Source organism: Nocardiopsis sp. FIRDI 009, assembly GCF_003386285.1.
Classification (GTDB): domain Bacteria; phylum Actinomycetota; class Actinomycetes; order Streptosporangiales; family Streptosporangiaceae; genus Nocardiopsis.
In genome coordinates, this window is the sequence record NZ_QPNC01000014.1 from 18,972 (window position 1) to 39,351 (window position 20,380).

A 20,380-nucleotide genomic window follows, 5' to 3' on the forward strand; every position below is an offset into this window, starting at 1 on the left:
GGGGAGGCCGGGTGAGCCGCTCCCCCGGAGGGAGGCGGGCACGCCCCGAAGGGGCGGACGGCGTGTCGGAGGCGTCCGCTGAGGGTGTCCAGTCCGGCCGCGGAGCGGCCCCCGGGCGGTGGTGGGCTAGACCAATCCGGCCGGGTGGGCGCGCGGTGCGGGGGGTGGGGTCGCTACCCTCGTGTCGGGTCCAGAACCAGTGGTCCGACCAACCAAGATACGGAGAGTGACCGTGGCGTCCATCGAGTCAGTACAGGCGCGGGAGATCCTCGACTCCCGGGGCAACCCGACAGTCGAGGTCGAGGTCCTGCTCGACGACGGCACCTTCGCGCGCGCGGGTGTCCCCAGCGGTGCCTCCACCGGGCAGTTCGAGGCCGTCGAGCTGCGTGACGGTGGCGAGCGCTACGGCGGCAAGGGCGTGACCAAGGCCGTCACCGCCGTCAACGACGAGATCGCGGGTGCGCTGGAGAACATCGACGCCGACGAGCAGCGCCTCATCGACCGGGCGCTCATCGATCTGGACGGCACGCCCGACAAGTCGCGGATCGGCGCCAACGCCATCCTCGGCGTCTCGCTGGCCGTGGCCAGGGCCGCCGCCGACGAGGCCGGGCTGCCCCTGTTCCGCTACATCGGCGGGCCGAACGCGCACGTCCTGCCCGTGCCGATGATGAACATCCTCAACGGCGGCGCGCACGCCGACAGCAACGTCGACATCCAGGAGTTCATGATCGCGCCGATCGGCGCGGCCACCTTCTCCGAGGCCGTGCGCTGGGGCGCGGAGATCTACCACTCCCTCAAGTCGGTCCTCAAGTCCCACGGCCTGGGCACCGGCGTGGGCGACGAGGGCGGTTTCGCCCCGAACCTGGAGAGCAACCGCGCCGCCCTCGACCTCATCGTCGAGGCGATCAAGAAGGCCGGTTACACCCCCGGCGAGGACGTCGCGCTCGCCCTGGACGTGGCCGCCACCGAGCTCTACTCGGAGGGCGTGTACACCTTCGAGGGCAAGCCGCGCACCTCCGAGGAGATGGCGGCCTACTACGGCGAGCTGGTCGCGGACTACCCGCTCGTCTCGATCGAGGACCCGCTCGACGAGGAGGACTGGGAGGGCTGGAAGAAGCTCACCGCCGAACTGGGCGACAAGGTCCAGCTGGTCGGCGACGACCTGTTCGTCACCAACCCCGAGCGGCTCAAGCGCGGCATCGACTCCGACACCGCCAACTCGCTGCTGGTGAAGGTCAACCAGATCGGCACCCTGACCGAGACCCTGGACGCGGTCAGCCTCGCCCAGCGCAGCGGCTACACGGCGATGATCAGCCACCGCTCCGGTGAGACCGAGGACACCACCATCGCCGACATCGCGGTGGCCACCAACGCCGGTCAGATCAAGACCGGCGCCCCGGCCCGCAGCGAGCGCGTCGCGAAGTACAACCAGCTGCTGCGGATCGAGGAGGAGCTCGCCGACGCCGCCGTGTACGCGGGCGTGTCGGCCTTCCCGAGGTTCGCCAACCGCGGCTAGTCTGCCCCAGTGTCCCGCGAATCCAAACAGCAGCCCCCAAAGACGACGAAGGCCACCAGAGCCGACGGGTCCACCGAGAGGGCTGCCCGGGACGCGGAGGCGCCGGCGACGAGCGAGGGCCGCACCCGGCGGGTGCGGCCCATGCTCACCAGTCGCGCGGCGATCCTGGCCCTGGTCGTGGGCGTGATCGCGCTCAGCCTGGCCTACCCGCTGCGCGAGTACGTCCTGCAACGCTCGCAGATCGCCGCTCTCCAGGCGGACCGCGCCCGCATGGAGGAGAGCGTGCGCGCGTTCCAGGAGCGTGAGGAACAGCTCACCCGGGACGAGTACGTGGAGCGCGAGGCGCGCACCCGGCTCCACTACCAGTACCCCGACGAGATCACCTACATCGTCATCAGCCCCCAGGACGAGGACGAGGACGGGCTCGAGTCGCCGCCCTCGGAGCCGTGGTTCGAGACCCTGTGGCGCTCGGTCGTGGCGGCCGACAGCCCCCAGCCCGACGGGGGGATCTGAGCGGCCGCCGTTCTCCGATGCCCGTATGCTGGGCCCCGTCATGACTTCCGCAGATCAGCCCGCCCCCGGGCACCACGAGGACGCCGTGAGCGAGGGCGCCGACCGGCCACAGGGTCCGGTCTCCGCGCGCGACGTCGCCGCCATCGAACGTCAGCTGGGCCGTACGCCGCGCGGGGTGCGCGCGGTCGCCCACCGGTGCCCGTGCGGCCTGCCCGACGTGGTCCGCACCGCGCCGCGGCTGGAGAGCGGCGAGCCGTTCCCGACGTTGTACTACCTGACCTGCCCGCGCGCCGCCTCCGCCATCGGTCGGCTGGAGAACGAGGGTCGGATGCGCGCCATGCAGGAGCGGCTGGCCGAGGACGCCGAGCTCCGGGCCGCCTACACCAGGGCGCACGAGTCTTACCTGGCCGAACGCGCCGAGCAGGCGCGGCTCGACGGTGTCGAGCCGCTGCCCGAGGGCATGCAGAGCACCGGGGGCATGCCGACCCGGGTCAAGTGCCTGCACGCCCTGGTCGCCCACGAGCTGGCGGCGCCGGGGACCAACCCGTTCGGCGCCGAGGCGCTGGAGGAACTCCCGGACTGGTGGGACCGGGGACCGTGCGTGTGTGTCGATGAGGACGCGCCCGAGGGAGAGGACGTTTCATGAGCGGTGTCGCGGCCATCGACTGCGGAACCAACTCGATCCGACTACTGGTCGCCGAGGTCGTGCACGTGGACGGCGACGAGGTCGAGGTGGTCGACGTCGACCGGCGGATGGAGATCGTCCGCCTGGGCGAGGGCGTCGACGAGACGGGGGCCTTCGCGCCCCAGGCCCTGGAGCGCACGTTCGACGCGCTGCGCGGGTACGCCGAGGCGATCCGGGCGCACGGGATCGACCTGGGGCCGGACAGCGTGCGCATGGTGGCCACCAGCGCGACCCGGGACGCCAGCAACCGCCAGGTGTTCGTGGACGGTGTCCGGGAGATCATCGGTGTCGAACCCGAGGTCGTCACCGGGCTGGACGAGGCGGAGCTGTCCTTCGTGGGCGCCACCGCCGAGTTCGAGGCCGAGGCGGAGGACAACGGTTTCACCCCGCCGTTCCTGGTGGTCGACATCGGTGGCGGGTCCACCGAGTTCGTCCTCGGCGGCGAGGGCGGTCCGGACGGTGAACTGGTCCGGGCGTCGCTGTCGGTGGACGTCGGCTGCGTGCGGATGACCGAGCGGCACCTGCGCGACGACCCGCCCACCGTCGAGCAGGTCGCGGCGGCCACCGCGGACATCGAGGCCGCGCTCGACGAGGTGGAGAAGGTCGTCCCGCTGCGTGAGGCGGGGTCGGTGGTGTGTGTGGCGGGAACGGCGACCACGGTCGCCGGGATCGCCCTCGACCTGCCCGAGTACGACTCCGGGCGGATTCACCACACCCGGGTGGACGTCGCGGACCTGGAACGCATCACCGCCGAACTGCTCGCCTCCACCCACGACGAGCGGACGCGGATCGGGGTCATGCACCCCGGCCGGGTGGACGTGATCGGCGCGGGCGCCCTGGTGCTGTCCCGGGTGCTGGCGCGCACGGGCGCCGACCACTTCACGGCCAGTGAGCACGACATCCTCGACGGTGTCGCCTGGAGCCTGGTCGGCTAGACCGTGGGTGTTCCGGCCCTCCGCTTCGCTCTCGCCGGAACGGGCACACGTGGGTCGGGGCCGCAAGGCCCCTGACCTGCTCCCACGGGTGAGACGCGTCACCCGCGGAAGGCTTGTGAAAGCATTCACAACCACTCTGACCTGCGTAAACGTCATGGGCGTGGGCTGCAAAGTGGTCAGAAGGTGAACGGCTGTGAACCTTCTCTGTCGGTAGGGGCTTGTGAAAGAATGCACAAGCAACAGGGTCGTAACACCCGAAGGGGTCCAGCAGGGGTCCTACCGGGTGTTTCGACGGGGCGACCGAAGACCGTGACACTCTTCGCTGCCCTGGGCAAGGGCGCCACAGAACACCGTTAGGGCGGAAATGCGATGACCGAGAGCAGGAACTACCGACTGGTACACGGCGGAGGGGACGAGGCGGAGATCCCGCACGTCCTCATCGTCGGCGGCGGTTACCTCGGGATGTACACCGCGAGGCGGCTGGAGAAGAAGCTGGGCGCCGGTGAGGCCCGTATCACCGTGATCGACCCCAACTCCTACATGACCTACCAGCCGTTCCTGCCCGAGACCGCGGCCGGCAGCATCTCCCCGCGCCACGTCGTGGTCCCCCTGCGCAAGGTCTTCGACCGGGTCCGCGTCCTGGGCGGGCGCGTCGTGCGGATCGACCACGCCGAGCGCACCGTCCGCTACGAGCCCAACGTCGGCGAGCCCGAGACCATCCACTACGACCACATCGTGCTGGCCGCGGGCGCCGTCTCGCGGACCCTGCCCATCCCGGGCCTGGCCGAGTGGGGCATCGGCATCAAGACCGTGGAGGAGGCCGCCTACCTCCGCAACCACGTCCTCAACCAGCTCGCCATCGCCGACTCCACCGACGACGAGGAGATCCGCGCCAAGGCGCTGCGCTTCGTCTTCGTCGGCGGCGGCTTCGCCGGGGCCGAGGCCATCGCCGAGCTGGAGGACCTGGTCCGCGACGCGGTCCGCATGTACAGCTCGATCGGCCTGGAGGACGTCCAGTTCTACCTCATCGAGGCGGCCGACAAGATCCTGCCCGAGGTCGGCCCCGAGGTGGGCACCAAGGCACTCAACCAGCTCCGCCAGCGCGGCATCGACGTCCGGCTCAAGACCTTCCTGGAGTCGGCCGTCGACCAGCGCATCAAGCTCAGCGACGGCACCGAGTTCGACGCGGGCACGCTGGTGTGGACCGCCGGTGTCAAGCCCAGCCCGGTGGTCGCCGCCAGCGACCTGCCGCTCGGTCCCAAGGGTCACGTCGACACCACCGAGTACCTCACCGTCAACGGTGTGGACAACGCCTTCGCCGGCGGCGACAACGCCCAGGTGCCCGACGGCAACGGCGGCTACTACCCGCCCAACGCCCAGAACGCCGTCCGCCAGGCTCCGGTGCTCGCCGACAACGTGATCGCCACCCTGCGCGGCGGCAAGCTCAAGCCCTACCGCCACAAGAACCTCGGCGCCGTCGCCGGGCTCGGCCTGCACAAGGGCGCCGCCCAGCTCTTCGGCAAGGTCAAGCTCAACGGCCGCCTCGCCTGGTACGCGCACCGCGCCTACCACCTGTACGCGGTCCCCACCTTCAACCGCAAGATGCGGGTGCTGGCCGACTGGACGCTCGCCTTCCTCCTGCGCCGCGACTTCGCCGCGCTTCCGGAGATGGTCGAGCCGCGCCAGGCCTTCGAGGAGGCCAGCGAGCCGCAGATCGTCCAGGACGGCCGCCTGCGCCGCGTCAGCTGACACCGGCTCGCACCTCATGCGCACGAAACGGCCGGCTTCCCCGGGGAAGCCGGCCGTTTCGTGTCCCCATCCGGCCAAGCCGAACCAAAGTGGGCAATCACCCCGGCCGGTATGATGGGCTCGCCCTCGTAGCCCAATGGAAGAGGCAGGCCCCCTAAAAGGGTCACAAGTGTCGGTTCGAGTCCGACCGGGGGTACTGTGCTTGCGCGCCCTCGCGGGCTCGGCCCGGGCCGGACGCCGGGTCAGCGAGTCGGGCCGTGGTGCTCCATCAACAACTGAAGCTGGGTGAACAGCCGCTCGCCCGGGTCGCCCAGGTCGATACCGCTCACCGCCGCGGCCCGCCGCACCCGGTACCGCAGCGTGTTCGGGTGGATGTGCAGCCGCTCGGCGGCCGACCGCGCGTCGCCGAACGCCTCCAGGTAGGCCAGGAGCGAGTTCACCAGGTCGGCGCCGCCCGAGCGGTCGTACTCGATCAGCCTGCTCACCCGGGGGTCGCGCAACGACGGATCCGCCCGCAGGTGGGCGAGGGTCTCGCTGATCAGCACCCGCGAACGCACGTCGGAGATGGTCGCCACCTCCCAGTCCAGCCCCCGGTCCAGGTCGCGGCCCATCGCGTCCAGCACCCGGTCGGCCTCCGCGCGGGAGTCGGGGACCTCACCCAGCCGCTCCACCAGCGACCCCACGGCCGCCTGGACCTCCAGGTCCAGCGCGGCCCGGGCGGCCGCGACCGTCTTCCGGGTCAGCGCGAGCACGGACTGCTCCACGCCGCGCCACCCCTCCCTGCCGCGCACGAGGTCGGGCAGGAGCGCGTACACCCGGCCGCCCAACTCGGTCACCAGGGCGCTGCGCCGGTAGGCGGCGGTGTGCACCGACACCAGGTCGATGAGCTGGCGGCGGCGCAGTTCACGTTCGGGCCTGTCGGGCGGCCCGGGCCGCTCCGCGTGCTCCTCGGCCTCCGTGTCCCCGGCCGACACCGGTTGCTGGGTGAGGGAGAACGCCACGACCAGCGCGCCCCGGTCGGTGTGCACCTCCACCGTGTCGGCCAGCGCGCTGGCGTCGATCCGCCCCTCCAGCAGGCTCGACAGCAGGTCCTCGCGTAGGCGCAGCCCGGCGCTGGCCTGCGTACGCTGCCGGATCATCTGCAACGCGGTCGTGCGCGCCGCGCCCAGCAGCGCCTCCTCGGCGTGCTCGGACAGCGGTTCCGACCCCTCCTGGACCCAGATCGACCCCAACGGCTGGCGTCCGGCGTGGATGCCGACGGCCAGGCGGCGGCGGATGCCCAGTTCGGGGTGCTCGTCGATCCGCACCACCTCCTCACCCGACCGGAGCTTGGTGAACACGCCCCACTCCCGCAGGAGCGCCAGGTACGGTTCCGGGCCCCGGCGGCCCAGGACCGACAGGCGGCGCAGCTCGTCCACCTCGGAGCCGGACGAGTAGGCCAGCACCCGGCTCGCCGAGTCCTCGATGGCTACCAGGCCGTTGGTCAGCCGCGCGATCGTCTGAGCCATGGAGAACAGGTCACCGGAGGTCTCGCCCAGGTCGTCGGGGTTGCCCGGCCGGGCGTCGTCCACGATGTTCTGGCACACCGACTGCAACTGGTCCCAGCGCACCTCGGGCCGTACGGCGAGCAACGCGATCCCGGCGTCCTGGGCCTCGGCGCGCAGGGCGGCCAGCTCGTCCTTCCCCCCGGAGCGGTAGGGTCGGCCCCCGCGCGCACCGGCGGGCGGCGGCAGCACCTCCTCCGCGGAGCGGCCGCTCGTCTTGACCGCCACGGCCGTCGCGCCGCGCTCGGCGAGTGTCCGGACGAGCCGCCGGGCGGCCCCGCCGCGGGCGCCGATCAGCAGGACGAGGTCCCCCGAGCGGGCGTCCGTGCGGTCCTCCGGGTCGAGGATGACCACATTGTCCACCTGAACATCAAGACCGGCGGGCGCCGCGGCGACGTCCATGATCGGGTCGCCGACGACGAGGAGCAGTCGCCGCAGCGGGATACCCGTCCCCCCGTCCTCGGACGTGCCGGAGTGACCAGGCATGACGCCGGGGTGCGCGGCGGGGAGGCGAGGCTCGTCGTCTCCGGGGCGGATCGGGCCGGTGAGTGGGGCATCTGTGCTCATATACGTACCATTTTGTCCTACTGGACAAATAAGCCTGGCAAAGAGTGGCCTGTCCCACAAGGATCCCATACGTTCGTTCTGAGAGCGTTGAATCAGATCAACCCTGCGTAGAACAGGGACAGACTTTCCAGGGAGGTGCCCATGGACGCCGTGACCAACGTCCCGCTGCCGAAGAACGAGCCCGTTCTGTCGTACGCGCCCGGCAGCGCGGAGCGCGCCGAGCTCGTGGCCAAGCTCGACGAACTCGGCCGGGAGCGCATCGACCTGCCGATGTACATCGGCGGTGAGCGCCGCATGGGCGGCGGTGAGCGCATCGACGTCGTGCAGCCGCACCGCCACTCCGCCGTCCTGGGAACCACGGCCAACGCCACCCACGACGACGCCCGCGACGCGATCGCCGCCGCCAAGGCCGCGGCCCCGGCCTGGCGCGCGATGTCCTTCGACGACCGCGCCGCCATCCTCCTGCGCGCCGCCGAACTCCTGTCCGGCCCGTGGCGCGCCACGATCAACGCCGCCACCATGCTCGGCCAGTCCAAGACGGTGCAGCAGGCGGAGATCGACTCGGCCTGCGAGCTCATCGACTTCTGGCGCTTCAACGTCTCCTACGCCCGGCAGCTCATCGAGCAGCAGCCGCTGAGCGTCCCCGGCGTGTGGAACCGCATGGAGCAGCGGCCGCTGGAGGGCTTCGTCTACGCGATCACGCCCTTCAACTTCACCGCCATCGCGGGCAACCTGCCCACCGCCCCGGCCCTCATGGGCAACGTGGTCGTGTGGAAGCCGTCCCCGACGCAGCAGTTCGCCGCCGAGTTCACGATGCGCCTGCTGGAGGAGGCCGGTCTTCCCCCGGGCGTCATCAACATGGTGACCGGCGACGGCCTGGCCGTCTCCGACATCGCGCTGAACGACCCGGACCTGGCCGGTGTGCACTTCACCGGTTCGACCCGCACCTTCCAGCACCTGTGGAAGTCCGTCGGCGAGAACATCGCGAACTACAGGAGCTACCCGCGCATCGTCGGTGAGACCGGCGGCAAGGACTTCATCGTCGCGCACTCCTCCGCCGACCCCGACGTCCTGCGCACCGCGATCGTCCGCGGCTCCTTCGAGTACCAGGGCCAGAAGTGCTCGGCCGCCTCGCGCGCCTTCGTCGCCCGATCCGTCTGGGAGCGGGTCCGCGACGACCTCGTCGCCGAGGTCGAGGCGATCAGGATGGGCGACGTCACCGACCTGTCGAACTTCATCGGCGCCGTCATCGACCGCCGCGCCTTCGACAAACTCGCCAAGGTCCTGGAGGACGCCAAGTCCGACCCGACCCTGTCGATCATCGCGGGCGGCACCGCCGACGACTCCGTGGGATACTTCGTGCGCCCGACCGTCATCGAGGGCACCGACCCCTCCCACGACGTGTTCCGCACCGAGTACTTCGGTCCGATCGTCGCCGTCCACGTCTACGAGGACGAGAAGTTCGACGAGGTCCTGGAGACCGTCGACCAGGGTTCGGCCTACGCGCTGACCGGTGCCGTGCTGGCCAAGGACCGCGCCGCGATCGCCAAGGCCACCGAGGCCCTGCGCTTCACCGCGGGCAACTTCTACATCAACGACCGGCCGACCGGTTCCATCGTGGGCCAGCAGCCGTTCGGCGGCGGCCGCGCCTCCGGCACCAACGACAAGGCCGGTTCGGCGCAGAACCTGTCGCGTTGGGCCAGCCCGCGCGCCATCAAGGAGACCTTCGTCGCCCCGACGACCTCCTCCTACCCGCACATGGACTAGTCGGGTCGATCCCGCACGGTCCGCGCACCGCCCCGCGCCGCCGCCATCCCGGCGGCGCGGGGCGGGCCACACCCCCCGAGGAGTTCACCGGTACGGCCGGTCATCTCCGGCAGTCACCGCAGTCCGCGCCAGCCCACCGGCTCGCGCACGTCTTCTTCGAGGTCTCCATGCTTCGTAAGCCCCTGCTGCTCGCCGCCAGGTCCAAGACCTGCCGCACGATCGTCGAGCGCACACCCGTCACCCGGGGCCTGGTCTCCCGGTTCGTCGCCGGCTCCACCCTCGAATCGGCGCTGCCCGCGGTCGCCGAGCTGACCACCGACCGCTACGTCACGCTCGACTACCTGGGCGAGGACACCACCGACCTGGAGCAGGCCAACGCCACGGTGACCGCCTACGAGGACCTGCTGGCCGCCCTGGGCGAGGCCGGTCTGGGCGGGCGCGCCGAGGTGTCGGTCAAGCTGTCGGCGGTCGGCCAGTTCCTGAACCGGGACGGCGAGAAGATCGCCCTGGACAACGCCCGGCGGATCGCCGAGGCGGCGGCGGCGATCGGCACCACGGTGACCCTGGACATGGAGGACCACACCACCACCGACTCCACCCTGGGCATCCTGCGCGAACTGCGGCAGGACTTTCCCTCCGTGGGCGCGGTCCTGCAGGCCTACCTGCACCGCACCGAGGCCGACTGCCGCGACCTCAGCGGCCCCGGTTCGCGCGTGCGCCTGTGCAAGGGCGCCTACGACGAGCCCGCCTCCGTCGCCTACCGCGACAAGGCCGAGGTGGACAGGGCGTACGTGCGCTGCCTGCGCATCCTCATGGAGGGCGACGGCTACCCGATGGTGGCCTCGCACGACCCGCGGATGGTCGCCATCGCCGGGGAGCTGGCCAAGACCAACGGCCGCTCCGCGGACGACTACGAGTACCAGATGCTCTACGGCATCCGCGACACCGAGCAGGTCCGGCTGGCCGCCGAGGGCAAGCGCGTGCGCGTCTACGTCCCCTACGGCGACGAGTGGTACGGCTACTACATGCGCCGCCTGGCGGAGCGCCCGGCCAACGTCCTGTTCATGGCGCGGTCGGTGATCACCCGGAACTGACCGTCCGGACGCGTGCTCCGGGGCCGGCGCCTCCCGGTGGTCGGCCCCGCGCCGTGCCGTGTCGCAATGGTGACCTGCCCCGGGAACCCGCCGGAGGGCCGATACGTTACTTTGTGGGCAGCAAACCACGCGTGAAAGGCCATGACGAGACATGAGGTTGCGGAGTTCCAACCCCGTCCTCAAGCGGGCGCTCAAGCAGTCCGGGACCGGCGGTTACGGCCAGCCGGGCTACGGACAGCCGTACCCGCAGCAGGGATACCCCCAGCAGGGTTATGGTCAGCCGGGCTACGGACAGCCGTACCCCCAGGCCGGTTACCCCCAGCAGGGCTACGCACAGCCCGGACACCCGCAGCCCGGGTACCCCGCGGCTCCGGTCCAGGGCGCCGACGCCCAGCCGATGACCATCGACGACGTCGTCGTCCGCACCGGCATGACGCTCGGTACGGTCGCCCTCCTCGGCGCCGTCAACTACTTCCTCTTCAGCTTCAACCCGGGCCTCGCCCTGCTGCTGACGGTGGTCGGGGCCCTGGGCGGCCTCGTCCTGGGGCTGATCATCGGCTTCAAGCAGAGCACCAGCCCCGGCCTGATCCTCACCTACGCGGGCCTTGAGGGTCTGCTCGTCGGCGGGTTCTCCGCCCTGCTCGGAGCGCAGCTGGCCGCGAGCACCGGTGACGCCGGTGCGAGCGCCTCGCTGGTCTCCCAGGCCGTGGTCGGCACCGTCGCCGTGTTCGCCGTGATGCTGGCGCTGTACAAGTTCCGGATCATCAAGGTGACCGACGGCTTCGTCAAGGCCGTCACCTTCGCGGTGCTCGGCGCCGCCGCCCTGATGCTGGTCAACTTCGTGCTGAGCTTCTTCATGGCCGGCGGTCTCGGCCTGCGTGAGCCCACCCTGCTGGGGCTGGGGGTCAGCCTGGTGTTCGTGGTCATCGCGGCGCTGACGCTCGCGATCGAGTTCCGCGGCATCGAGGAGGGCGTCCAGGTCGGGATCCCGGCGAAGTTCGCCTGGCAGTTCGCCTTCGGCCTGACCGTCTCCCTGGTCTGGCTCTACATCGAGATCCTGCGCCTGCTCTGGATCCTGAAGTCGATGTTCGCCGAGTAACGGCGTCGCGTCGGACGTGGCGAGGGGCCGCCTCCCGGGTCGTCGCCCGGGGGTGGCCCCTTCGCCGTTCGACGGGTCAGGTCCCGTCGCGGCGCGGGGCGGGAATGGAGCGGTTACGGCGGCGGCGCTCGTACTCGGTGACGATCGCCTGCGCGTACCAGTGCGGCAGTTCGTACTCGTCGGCGAGCCAGTTCGAGCGGTCCGAACAGCGGAGCAGGCTCGGGCCCTTGTCGAGGGCGTCGAACCACTCGGGGAGTCCGCGGCCGGTCACGGCCGGGACGCGTTCGATGAGCTTGGCGTGGATCTCCGGCGAGTGGGTTAGCGACATGGGCACCTCCGGAGGCGCGTTGGCGTGTGGCACTTACCTGCGACACTGCATCAGGATCACGCTTTGGACAAGCCCCGGTCACCAGCTTTTACCTTGGGCGAGGGGGAACGTTTGTCAGCGGGCGCGCCGACCGGCCCCGCGGACGGCTCCGCCCGGACCTCCTGAGGGGAGACCCGGGCGGATGTGGCCGTGCGGCGCGGGTCAGCTCAGACGCTCGAAGACGGCCGCCATGCCCTGGCCGCCGCCGACGCACATGGTCTCCAGACCGAACGTCCTGTCGTGGAACTGGAGGCCGTTGAGCAGCGTGCCGGTGATCCGGGCGCCGGTCATGCCGAAGGGGTGGCCGACCGCGATGGCGCCGCCGTTGACGTTGAGCTGGGCGTCGATGTCGATGCCGAGCTGGTCGGCGGAGGGCAGGACCTGCGCGGCGAAGGCCTCGTTGATCTCGGCCAGGTCGATGTCGCCGATGGCCATGTTGGCGCGGGCCAGCGCCTGCCTGGAGGCCTCCACCGGGCCCAGCCCCATGATCTCCGGGCTCAGGCCGCTGACCCCGGTGGACACGATGCGCGCCAGCGGGGTGATGCCGAGCTGGGCGGCGCGGGTGTCGCTCATGATGACCAGTGCGGCGGCACCGTCGTTCAGGGGGCAGGCGTTGCCCGCGGTGACGGTGCCGTCGGGGCGGAACACCGGCTTGAGCTGGCTGACCTTCTCGTAGGTGGTGCCGCGGCGGATGCCGTCGTCGGTGCTGACCACGGTGCCGTCCGGGAGGGTCACCGGGGTGATCTCGCGCTCCCAGAAGCCGTTGTCCAGGGACTTCTCGGCGAGGTTCTGCGAGCGGACCGCGAACTCGTCCTGCCGCTGGCGGGAGACGCCGGTGATCTGGGCGACGTTCTCGGCGGTCTGGCCCATCGCGATGTAGGCGTCGGGCAGGGCGCCGTCCTCGCGCGGGTCGGTCCAGACCTCTGCGCCGCCCTCGGCGCGCTTCTCGGTGCGGGCCTTGGCGTCGGCGAAGATCGGGTTCTCGTTCTGCGGGTTGTCGCTGCTGCCGTGGGCGAAGCGGCTGACGGTCTCCACGCCGGCGGAGACGAACACGTCGCCCTCGCCCGCCTTGATGGCGTGGTAGGCCATGCGGGTGGTCTGGAGGGACGAGGAGCAGTACCGGGTGACGGTGGTGCCGGGGACGGTGTCCAGCCCGAGCTGCACGGCGACGATGCGGGCCATGTTGAAGCCCTGCTCGCCGCCGGGGAGGCCGCAGCCCAGCATGAGGTCGTCGATGTCCTTGGGGTCGAGTTCGGGCACCTTGGCCAGGGCGGCGCCGACGATCTGGGTGGTCAGGTCGTCGGGGCGGATGTCCTTCAGGGAACCCTTGAAGGCGCGGCCGATCGGGGAGCGCGCGGTGGCGACGATGACTGCTTCGGGCATGTGCTTCGTCCCATTCGGTGTCGGGGTGCTGCGGTGACGCTCCGTCGGGTGGCCGGGCGCCTGCCTCGACCTCGCGGCGCGTCTTGTTACTGACCAGTTAACATCTCGGGCCCTCGCCCTCGCCACCCGGGGTCGGCCTTGGCGCGCCGCCCCGGGTGGCGGTTCCCTCCCCGGTGGTCCGGCCGGCCGTCTCGACCGTCCGGTCCGCGGACCCGGTCCCCTCGGCAGCCTCCCCGCGGGTCCCGCGGGGGCGGAAGGGGGCTCTGATCAGCGCCGCCCAGCGCCCCCGCCTGCCCGAATGCTCGACGGGGACCCGGGAGACCTCGGTGCCCGCGGTCTCGGCGGCCACGACCGCCGCGCGGTCCACCGGCAGGATCCCCTCGGGACGTCCGATCTCCCCGACCTCGGGGAGCAGGCCGAGCGCGGCGCACGCCGAGGGCAGGACGGCGGAGGCGGCCTGGGCGTACCCGAGGGCTGACGGATGGAATCGGTCGGGCCCGAACATGGACCCAGGGTCGGACCGGAAGTCGTCGGCGAGGAGGTCGCTCAACGACACCGTGCGCCCGCCGACCTCGGTGACCGCGATGGTCTGGGCGGCGGCGAGCTGGCGTGAGGCGCGCCGTGCGACCGACCGCAGCGGCCATCCGATCGGCCGGACGGTGCCCAGGTCCGGGCAGGTCGCCACGACCACCTCCGTGCCGTGGTCGACGAGGCGGCGGGTGAGGTCGCGCAGCTGTTCGACGGCGTCGTTCGGGCGGACCCGGCGGATGACGTCGTTGGCCCCGATGAAGACGATCGCCACGTCGAAGCGGGTGGCGTCCTCGAACGCCCCGGCCCCCTCAGCCTGGGCGGCCAGGTCGGCGGAGGTCGCTCCGGGGGAGGCGGTGCACCGCAGCAGCACCGGCCGGTCGGCCGCGTGCGCGATCCCCGTCGCCAGCAGCACCCCGGGCGTCTGCGCGGCCTCGGCGACCGCGAACCCGGCCGCGGTGGAGTCGCCCAGCATGAGCATCCGCAGCGGCGGCCCGTCACCGGCGCCGTGGATTCCGTTCACCCAGGGCCGGTCCCAGTCGGTGACGCCGACCGCGCGCCGTGCGAGCCGGGCCTGGAGGTAGAGCAGGGCGACGGTGCCCGCGCCCACGAGCGTCACCCCGCCGCCGCCGAACGCCGTGGCGGCGGCGATGCGCCGTGCGCGTGCGGCTCGCAGCATCGGACCACCCCCGGGCCTGGTCTCCGTCCGCCCTGGGGCGGGCCGGTTCGATCCCGAGGCTACAACCGCGGCGGCCCCGGGTCACGTACCCCGGGCGGCACACGATCCGCGCCGTCCGGTGAGCCGGTTCGAGCCCGCGCGTGACGGTCGGCGGTGTCGACACCCGGTGTGAACGGCGCGAACGGCGCGGGAACGGATTAGGGTCGAGGTGTGGTGGGCCAGACCGGCCCACGGCCCCGGAAGGCGCGACCGGGGCGAAGGACCAGGCGGGCCGACGGATCCGGCCGCCGCGATGCTGAGGGAGCCCACAGTGCGGGTACACGACTCACTGATCGACCTGGTGGGGGACACCCCTCTGGTGCGACTCCGGAAGGTCACCGAAGGGCTCGCGCCGACCATCCTCGCCAAGGTGGAGTACTTCAACCCCGGCGGTTCGGTGAAGGACCGCATCGCCCTGCGCATGGTCGAGGCGGCGGAGAAGAGCGGCGAGCTCAGGGCCGGTGGCACGATCGTCGAGCCGACCTCCGGAAACACCGGTATCGGGCTGGCGATGGTCGCGCAGGAGAAGGGCTACCGCTGCGTCTTCGTCTGCCCGGACAAGGTGGGCCCGGACAAGCTGGCGGTGCTGCGCGCCTACGGCGCCGAGGTCGTGGTCTGCCCGACCACGGTCGCTCCGGACCACCCCGACTCCTACTACTCGGTCTCCGACCGGCTCGCCGAGGAGATCCCCGGGGCGTGGAAGCCCAACCAGTACGAGAACCGGAACAACCCCGAGTCCCACTACCACTCCACCGGACCCGAGATCTGGGAGCAGACCGAGGGCCGCGTGACGCACTTCGTGGCGGGCATCGGCACCGGCGGGACGATCAGCGGCACCGGCCGCTACCTCAAGGAGGTCTCCGGCGGGCGGGTGAAGGTGGTCGGCGCCGACCCGGAGGGCTCGGTGTACTCGGGCGGGTCGGGCCGCCCCTACCTGGTCGAGGGCGTGGGCGAGGACATCTGGCCCGGCACCTACGACACGGGGATCTGCGACGACATCGTGGCCGTCAGCGACAAGGAATCCTTCCTCATGACGCGCCGCCTGGCGCGCGAGGAGGCGCTGCTGGTCGGCGGATCCTGCGGCCTGGCGGTCGAGGCGGCCCTGCGTGTGGCCCGGGACGCGGGCCCCGACGACGTCATCGTCGTCCTGCTGCCCGACGGTGGCCGCGGCTACCTCGGCAAGATCTTCAACGACGAGTGGATGGCCGACTACGGCTTCCTGTCGGCCGAGACCGAGGAGGCCACCGCGGGCCAGGTGCTGGGCGGCAAGGGCGGTGAGATGCCCGACTTCGTGCACACCCACCCGCACGAGTCGATCGGGACGGCCGTGGCGATCATGCGCGAGTACGGCGTCTCCCAGCTGCCGGTGATGAAGGAGGAGCCGCCGGTTATGGCGGCCGAGGTGGTCGGCTCCATCGCCGAGCGCGACGTCCTCGACGCGCTCTTCGACGGGCGCGCCCAGTTGGACGACAGCGTGGAGACGCACATGGGCAAGCCGCTGGCCACGGTCGGCACGGGGACGCCGGTCAGCGACTGCGTGCGGCTGCTGCGCGGCTCCGGAGCGCTGGTGGTGCTGCGCGACGGCCGACCGGTGGGCATCCTCACCCGCCAGGACCTGCTGGCCCACCTGTCCGGCTGAGGCGGGCGACCGCACCGCATCCGGGGCCCCGGCCGCGTTCGACCGAGCGCGGTTCGGGGCCCCGCCGTGTGCGGACCGGACGGAGCGTCGCATACTCGGACACTGCTACCCTTCGCGACAACGTTACTGGCAGGTAATACATGGGAGCTCGCGTGTCGCGGCTGTTGTCCTGGATCATCCGCTCCGCCTGGTCGTACGCGCGGAGCAACGCCGAAATCCGCGCGGACTCCAAGGCCGCGCGGAAGTTCGCGCGCTTCGGCGCGGGTTCCGCGATCGCCTTCCCCACGGCCACCCTCTACGGCGAGCCGTGGATCGAGATCGGCGTGCACACCGTGCTGGGCGGTGACATGACCCTGGCCGCGGGCATGGGGCCGGACTACGACCTCGGGCCCGACACCGTCGTCCGGATCGGCTCGGGCTGTGCGATCGGTCGCGGCTCGCACATCGTCGCGCACAGGTCGGTGGACATCGGTGACCACGTCTACACCGGCCCCTACGTCTACATCACGGACCAGAACCACTCCTACGCCAACACCGAGATCCCCGTCGGCCTCCAGTGGCCCGTCGACGACCCGGTGAGCATCGGCGACGGCACCTGGATCGGTGCGAACGCGGTGATCCTGCCCGGTGTCCACCTCGGCCGCAACTGCGTCGTCGCGGCGGGCACCGTGGTCCGCCCCGGTCGCTACCCCGACCACAGCGTCCTCGCCGGGGTACCCGGCAGGGTCGTGCGCACCCACGACCCCGAACTCGGCTGGGACCCGCCGATGCGCGAGTCCGGTACGCCCACCAGGGTGCCCACCCCCGCCACGGGGCTGCCGCCCGAGGCGCCGACCGAGCCGCCCGAACCGGGGTCGGCCACCAGGTTCCCGCCCGCCTGAGGAAGCGGGGAGCACGGCTCCGTCGTGCTCCGACCCATGTGAAACGTGAGGTTCACGGGGGGTACGGCGGCTATTGTGACCCCATGACGTTCGAGGGGTTTGAAACGCTGGCCATCCACGCGGGGCAGGAACCGGACGCCGGTACCGGGGCCGTGGTGGTGCCGATCTACCAGACGAGCACCTACGCCCAGGACGGTGTGGGCGGTCTGCGCCAGGGCTACGAGTACTCGCGCACGGGCAACCCGACCCGCGCCGCCCTGGAGGAGTGCCTGGCCGCGCTGGAGTCCGGGGTCCGGGGGCTGGCCTTCGCCTCGGGCATGGCCGCCGAGGACACACTGCTGCGCACGGTCCTGTCACCCGGCGACCACATCATCATCCCCGGCGACGCCTACGGGGGCACCTTCCGCCTGGTCTCCAAGGTCGTCGAGCGCTGGGGCGTGTCCTGGGACGCGGTCGACCAGACCGACCCCGAGGCCGTGCGCGCGGCGGTGCGTCCCACCACGAAGGTCGTGTGGACGGAGACGCCCACCAACCCGCTGCTCAACATCACCGACATCGAGACGGTCGCGCGGATCGCGCACGACGCGGGCGCGCTGTACGTCGTCGACAACACCTTCGCCTCGCCCTACCTCCAGCAGCCGCTGACGCTGGGCGCGGACGTGGTCGTGCACTCCACAACCAAGTACCTGGGCGGGCACTCCGACGTGGTCGGCGGCGCCCTGGTGGTGGCCGACGCCGACCTGGGTGAGCGGCTGGCCTTCCACCAGAACACCATGGGCGCCGTGCCGGGGCCGTTCGACTCCTGGCTGACGCTGCGGGGGATCAAGACCCTGGGTGTGCGGATGGACCGGCACAGCGCCAACGCCGAGCGGATCGCGGCCGAGCTGGAGGGGCACCCGGCGGTCCGCCGGGTCTACTACCCCGGGTTGGACGGTCACCCGGGGCACAAGCTCGCCGAGCGGCAGATGCGCTCCTTCGGCGGGATGGTCTCCTTCGCCCTGCGGGACGGGGAGAAGGCGGCGCTGCGGCTGTGCGAGCGCACCGAGGTCTTCACCCTGGGGGAGTCGCTCGGCGGGGTCGAGTCCCTGATCGAGCACCCCGGGCGGATGACGCACGCCTCCACTGCGGGTTCCCCGCTGGAGGTGCCCGCCGACCTGGTCCGGATCTCCGTCGGCATCGAGTCCGGCGACGACCTGGTGGCGGACCTGCTCCGGGCCCTGGAGGACTAGGGACCGTTTCCTGGGGCAGCCGCCTGAGGGGTTCGCCGTTCGGGTGGCCGAACACGGTCCGAAGCCGAGCGGCGGACCGGGACAGGCGCGTCAGACCGTGCTGGGGGTGCGCTCCTGCTCGGGGGAGCGGGTGTCGTTGGCGAAGCGCAGGCCGACGACGAGGCTTCCCGCGCGGGACAGGACGTTGTTGTCGTCCTCCTCGCGCAGGGAGCGGAAGCCGCGGCGGCGGTCCTGGCGGCGGATCCCGATGGAGATGGCCAGGAGGAACCCCGCGGCCAGGCCCAGGAGGACGAGGCCGACGAACGCGATGACGAGGGGGATCATGTGTTCTCCTCACGGCTGACGGTGCAGTTCCGCTGACTCCCCCCTCACCTGGTGAGGGGGTTTCGCGTGTGTCCACGAGGTCTTTCCGTGTCCTCGGTGGTCGGCGGGGGCGATGACCGCGGACGGTCTCCTCCGGCTCCGGGTCCGGGGGCCGTGTACTGAGGGTGCCCTTCGTTTAAGATGGATCCAGGTGACCCGGCTGTACGTGTTCTGTTGGTGTTGCGATCACCTTGTTGGTACAAGCGAACGTGTTGGATTATTACCCCCCTGAGGGTGGACTTATGCGGGCAGAGAGTAGATATCGACAGATCGCCCGGGTCTTGCGCCGTGAGATCCAGGAACGCACCCTTCCCCCCGGAGGACAGCTCCCCTCGGAGAAGCAGCTGGAGGAGCGCTTCGAGGCCTCCCGCAACACCGTCCGCCTCGCCCTGGGCATGCTCCGCAACCAGGGGCTCATCCTCAGCAGGCCCGGGCGCGGACACTTCGTCCAGAACGTCGTCCCCGAGACCTTCTACGCCACCCGGCCCACCCAGCGCACGGGCCTCAACGAGTCCGCCCTGGCCGGTCAGACCCTGGAGGAACTCCAACTCCTGAGCGCCACCCCGGACATCGCCAGCCGCCTCCGCGTCCCCGAGGGGGACATGACCGTCGTTCGCCGCATGTACCGCTTCTCGGGGGACGTCTCCGGATCCATCAGCTCGGCCTACTACCCCATGGAACTCGTCCAGGACACCGCCCTCATGCTCCCCGAGGACGTGGACAGCGCCCTGGAGGTCCTCATGGAACACGGTCACCGCCAGGCGGGCTGGGTGGACGAGGTGGAGACCCGCATGCCCACGCCCCAGGAGACGTCCCAGCTCGAACTGCCCCCCGGTGTCCCCGTGCTGAACGTGCACCGCACCGACTACTCCGAGGAGCGCCCCATCCGCGTGGTACACACCGTCTACGCGGGGCACAGCATCAGATACCAGTTCGAACACGGCAACCTCAAGGCCTACCACCGGGACTGAGCACAGCATGAGCACGTCGAAGAAGACAGTGGTCGCCGACCACCTGCGCGAGGCGCTGGCCAGGGGCGAGTACAAGCCCGGCGAGCGTCTGCCGGGGGAGGAGGAACTCGCGGAGCGGTTCGGCGTCTCCCGCGCCACGGCGCGGATGGGGATGCGCATCCTCCAGGACGAGGGGCGTATCGCCATCCGCGCCGGACGCGGATCCTACGCCGCCGACCACCGGCCCATCGTCCACCTGGCCACACCCGTCTCCGGAGGCTCGGACTCCGAGCGGTTCCAGGAGGGCTACCAGCCGCACCTGCGCGACGCCGGATACCACAACATCCACGAGAGCATCAAGGTCAGCCTGGACACCATGCGCCCGCGCGTGGCCAAGCGCCTGCGCCCGGAGGCCGACCCCGACACCCCGCAGGGCGGTCTCGTCGTCATCCGCTCCTGCGACCGCTTCGTCGAGGGCGGACTCTGGCAGTCCCAGGTCACCTACCTCCCCTACACCATCGCCAACAACACCCCGCTGATGTCTCCCGAACGCCTCACCCAGGGGGTCAGCGCCACCCTGCGCGACCTGGGCTATGCGGAGACCTGGAACTGGGACGTCGTCGGTGCGCGCATGCCGGCGCCCGACGAAGCCGAGGCGTTCGGACTCGGCCCCGGCATCCCGCTGCTCGTCCAGGAGCGCGTGGCCTACGCCGGGAACGTCACGCTGCGCTTCACCGAGACGATCATGCCCGCCAACCGCCACCAGCTCCTCTACTCCGGCGGTGACGCCCCGGAGGAGCTGCTCGTCCTGGCCTCCGACGTCAACGTCTTCGAGTTCTGAGCGCCGCCCCCG

At 71.2% G+C, this 20,380-nt stretch carries 18 protein-coding genes and 1 tRNA gene; 14 read left to right on the forward strand and 5 right to left on the reverse strand.

What is annotated here, in order from left to right:
- Positions 1 to 232 precede the first annotated feature (232 nt).
- The 6 genes from eno to DVR05_RS11745 all read left to right on the forward strand — a co-directional run bounded on the left by eno (position 233) and on the right by DVR05_RS11745 (position 5,594).
- Positions 233 to 1,516, forward strand: a complete 1,284-nt coding sequence (eno, locus tag DVR05_RS11720; RefSeq protein WP_116245918.1) for a phosphopyruvate hydratase — start codon at positions 233 to 235, stop codon at positions 1,514 to 1,516.
- Positions 1,517 to 1,657: 141 nt separating this feature from the next.
- Entirely contained in the window at positions 1,658 to 2,029 is a 372-nt protein-coding gene (locus DVR05_RS11725) for a septum formation initiator family protein (protein ID WP_116245890.1), read from the forward strand.
- 40 nt (positions 2,030 to 2,069) lie between these two features.
- The gene (locus DVR05_RS11730) at positions 2,070 to 2,675 is read left to right on the forward strand and encodes a DUF501 domain-containing protein (protein ID WP_116245919.1); all 606 of its coding nucleotides are present in this window, start codon (positions 2,070 to 2,072) and stop codon (positions 2,673 to 2,675) included.
- Positions 2,672 to 3,649 carry a Ppx/GppA phosphatase family protein gene (locus DVR05_RS11735; protein ID WP_116245891.1) on the forward strand — a complete coding sequence of 326 codons (978 nt, stop codon included), beginning with the start codon at positions 2,672 to 2,674 and terminating at the stop codon, positions 3,647 to 3,649. Before DVR05_RS11730 ends, DVR05_RS11735 begins: the two co-directional genes overlap by 4 nt.
- 369 nt (positions 3,650 to 4,018) lie before the next feature.
- A complete protein-coding gene (locus DVR05_RS11740) occupies positions 4,019 to 5,398 on the forward strand; it encodes an NAD(P)/FAD-dependent oxidoreductase (protein WP_116245892.1) in 1,380 nt (459 codons plus the stop codon).
- A 122-nt stretch (positions 5,399 to 5,520) separates the two neighbouring features.
- Positions 5,521 to 5,594 (forward strand) — tRNA-Leu (locus tag DVR05_RS11745).
- Between the two features lie 46 nt (positions 5,595 to 5,640).
- Here DVR05_RS11745 and DVR05_RS11750 read toward each other — a convergent pair.
- Positions 5,641 to 7,428 (reverse strand): PucR family transcriptional regulator, encoded by a 1,788-nt coding sequence (locus DVR05_RS11750; RefSeq protein WP_116245893.1) that lies wholly within the window; start codon positions 7,426 to 7,428, stop codon positions 5,641 to 5,643.
- A 222-nt stretch (positions 7,429 to 7,650) separates the two neighbouring features.
- Here DVR05_RS11750 and pruA point away from each other — a divergent pair, with 222 nt between their 5' ends.
- The 3 genes from pruA to DVR05_RS11765 all read left to right on the forward strand — a co-directional run bounded on the left by pruA (position 7,651) and on the right by DVR05_RS11765 (position 11,469).
- The gene (gene pruA, locus DVR05_RS11755) at positions 7,651 to 9,276 is read left to right on the forward strand and encodes an L-glutamate gamma-semialdehyde dehydrogenase (RefSeq protein ID WP_116245894.1); all 1,626 of its coding nucleotides are present in this window, start codon (positions 7,651 to 7,653) and stop codon (positions 9,274 to 9,276) included.
- Between the two features lie 167 nt (positions 9,277 to 9,443).
- Positions 9,444 to 10,370 (forward strand): proline dehydrogenase family protein, encoded by a 927-nt coding sequence (locus DVR05_RS11760; protein ID WP_116245895.1) that lies wholly within the window; start codon positions 9,444 to 9,446, stop codon positions 10,368 to 10,370.
- Between the two features lie 151 nt (positions 10,371 to 10,521).
- Positions 10,522 to 11,469: a Bax inhibitor-1/YccA family protein gene (locus tag DVR05_RS11765; RefSeq protein ID WP_116245896.1), complete on the forward strand. Its 948-nt coding sequence runs from the start codon at positions 10,522 to 10,524 to the stop codon at positions 11,467 to 11,469.
- Positions 11,470 to 11,545: 76 nt separating this feature from the next.
- On the opposite strand, the gene DVR05_RS11770 is transcribed toward DVR05_RS11765, so the two are convergent.
- The 3 genes from DVR05_RS11770 to DVR05_RS11780 form a co-directional block, all read right to left on the reverse strand.
- Positions 11,546 to 11,797: a DUF4287 domain-containing protein gene (locus DVR05_RS11770; protein WP_116245897.1), complete on the reverse strand. Its 252-nt coding sequence runs from the start codon at positions 11,795 to 11,797 to the stop codon at positions 11,546 to 11,548.
- Between the two features lie 201 nt (positions 11,798 to 11,998).
- A complete protein-coding gene (locus DVR05_RS11775; protein ID WP_116245898.1) occupies positions 11,999 to 13,219 on the reverse strand; it encodes an acetyl-CoA C-acetyltransferase in 1,221 nt (406 codons plus the stop codon).
- Between the two features lie 97 nt (positions 13,220 to 13,316).
- Positions 13,317 to 14,426 carry an SGNH/GDSL hydrolase family protein gene (locus tag DVR05_RS11780; RefSeq protein WP_116245899.1) on the reverse strand — a complete coding sequence of 370 codons (1,110 nt, stop codon included), beginning with the start codon at positions 14,424 to 14,426 and terminating at the stop codon, positions 13,317 to 13,319.
- A gap of 310 nt (positions 14,427 to 14,736) precedes the next feature.
- Between DVR05_RS11780 and DVR05_RS11785 the strand changes: the two genes are divergently transcribed.
- From DVR05_RS11785 to DVR05_RS11795, 3 genes are all read left to right on the forward strand, one after another.
- Complete coding sequence (locus DVR05_RS11785; RefSeq protein ID WP_116245900.1) at positions 14,737 to 16,104, forward strand: cystathionine beta-synthase; 1,368 nt, start codon at positions 14,737 to 14,739, stop codon at positions 16,102 to 16,104.
- Positions 16,105 to 16,244: 140 nt separating this feature from the next.
- Positions 16,245 to 16,985, forward strand: a complete 741-nt coding sequence (locus DVR05_RS11790; RefSeq protein WP_116245901.1) for an acyltransferase — start codon at positions 16,245 to 16,247, stop codon at positions 16,983 to 16,985.
- A gap of 83 nt (positions 16,986 to 17,068) precedes the next feature.
- Positions 17,069 to 18,214 (forward strand): cystathionine gamma-synthase, encoded by a 1,146-nt coding sequence (locus tag DVR05_RS11795; protein ID WP_116245902.1) that lies wholly within the window; start codon positions 17,069 to 17,071, stop codon positions 18,212 to 18,214.
- A 90-nt stretch (positions 18,215 to 18,304) separates the two neighbouring features.
- Here the strand turns inward: DVR05_RS11795 and DVR05_RS11800 are convergent, their stop codons facing one another.
- Positions 18,305 to 18,538, reverse strand: a complete 234-nt coding sequence (locus DVR05_RS11800) for a hypothetical protein (protein ID WP_116245903.1) — start codon at positions 18,536 to 18,538, stop codon at positions 18,305 to 18,307.
- A gap of 281 nt (positions 18,539 to 18,819) precedes the next feature.
- On the opposite strand from DVR05_RS11800, the gene DVR05_RS11805 reads away from it, so the two are divergent.
- Positions 18,820 to 19,548 (forward strand): GntR family transcriptional regulator, encoded by a 729-nt coding sequence (locus DVR05_RS11805; RefSeq protein WP_116245904.1) that lies wholly within the window; start codon positions 18,820 to 18,822, stop codon positions 19,546 to 19,548.
- Between the two features lie 7 nt (positions 19,549 to 19,555).
- Positions 19,556 to 20,368 (forward strand): GntR family transcriptional regulator, encoded by an 813-nt coding sequence (locus tag DVR05_RS11810; RefSeq protein ID WP_116245905.1) that lies wholly within the window; start codon positions 19,556 to 19,558, stop codon positions 20,366 to 20,368.
- Positions 20,369 to 20,380: the final 12 nt, after the last annotated feature.

Bases quoted from the DNA above. Each gene is read 5' to 3' on its own strand.
- DVR05_RS11725 (WP_116245890.1), top strand. From the start codon at position 1,658: ATGCTCACCAGTCGCGCGGCGATCCTGGCCCTGGTCGTGGGCGTGATC.
- DVR05_RS11730 (WP_116245919.1), top strand. From the start codon at position 2,070: ATGACTTCCGCAGATCAGCCCGCCCCCGGGCACCACGAGGACGCCGTG.
- DVR05_RS11735 (WP_116245891.1), top strand. From the start codon at position 2,672: ATGAGCGGTGTCGCGGCCATCGACTGCGGAACCAACTCGATCCGACTA.
- DVR05_RS11740 (WP_116245892.1), top strand. From the start codon at position 4,019: ATGACCGAGAGCAGGAACTACCGACTGGTACACGGCGGAGGGGACGAG.
- DVR05_RS11750 (WP_116245893.1), bottom strand. From the start codon at position 7,428: ATGCCTGGTCACTCCGGCACGTCCGAGGACGGGGGGACGGGTATCCCG.
- pruA (WP_116245894.1), top strand. From the start codon at position 7,651: ATGGACGCCGTGACCAACGTCCCGCTGCCGAAGAACGAGCCCGTTCTG.
- DVR05_RS11760 (WP_116245895.1), top strand. From the start codon at position 9,444: ATGCTTCGTAAGCCCCTGCTGCTCGCCGCCAGGTCCAAGACCTGCCGC.
- DVR05_RS11765 (WP_116245896.1), top strand. From the start codon at position 10,522: ATGAGGTTGCGGAGTTCCAACCCCGTCCTCAAGCGGGCGCTCAAGCAG.
- DVR05_RS11770 (WP_116245897.1), bottom strand. From the start codon at position 11,797: ATGTCGCTAACCCACTCGCCGGAGATCCACGCCAAGCTCATCGAACGC.
- DVR05_RS11775 (WP_116245898.1), bottom strand. From the start codon at position 13,219: ATGCCCGAAGCAGTCATCGTCGCCACCGCGCGCTCCCCGATCGGCCGC.
- DVR05_RS11780 (WP_116245899.1), bottom strand. From the start codon at position 14,426: ATGCTGCGAGCCGCACGCGCACGGCGCATCGCCGCCGCCACGGCGTTC.
- DVR05_RS11790 (WP_116245901.1), top strand. From the start codon at position 16,245: ATGGGAGCTCGCGTGTCGCGGCTGTTGTCCTGGATCATCCGCTCCGCC.
- DVR05_RS11795 (WP_116245902.1), top strand. From the start codon at position 17,069: ATGACGTTCGAGGGGTTTGAAACGCTGGCCATCCACGCGGGGCAGGAA.
- DVR05_RS11800 (WP_116245903.1), bottom strand. From the start codon at position 18,538: ATGATCCCCCTCGTCATCGCGTTCGTCGGCCTCGTCCTCCTGGGCCTG.
- DVR05_RS11805 (WP_116245904.1), top strand. From the start codon at position 18,820: ATGCGGGCAGAGAGTAGATATCGACAGATCGCCCGGGTCTTGCGCCGT.
- DVR05_RS11810 (WP_116245905.1), top strand. From the start codon at position 19,556: ATGAGCACGTCGAAGAAGACAGTGGTCGCCGACCACCTGCGCGAGGCG.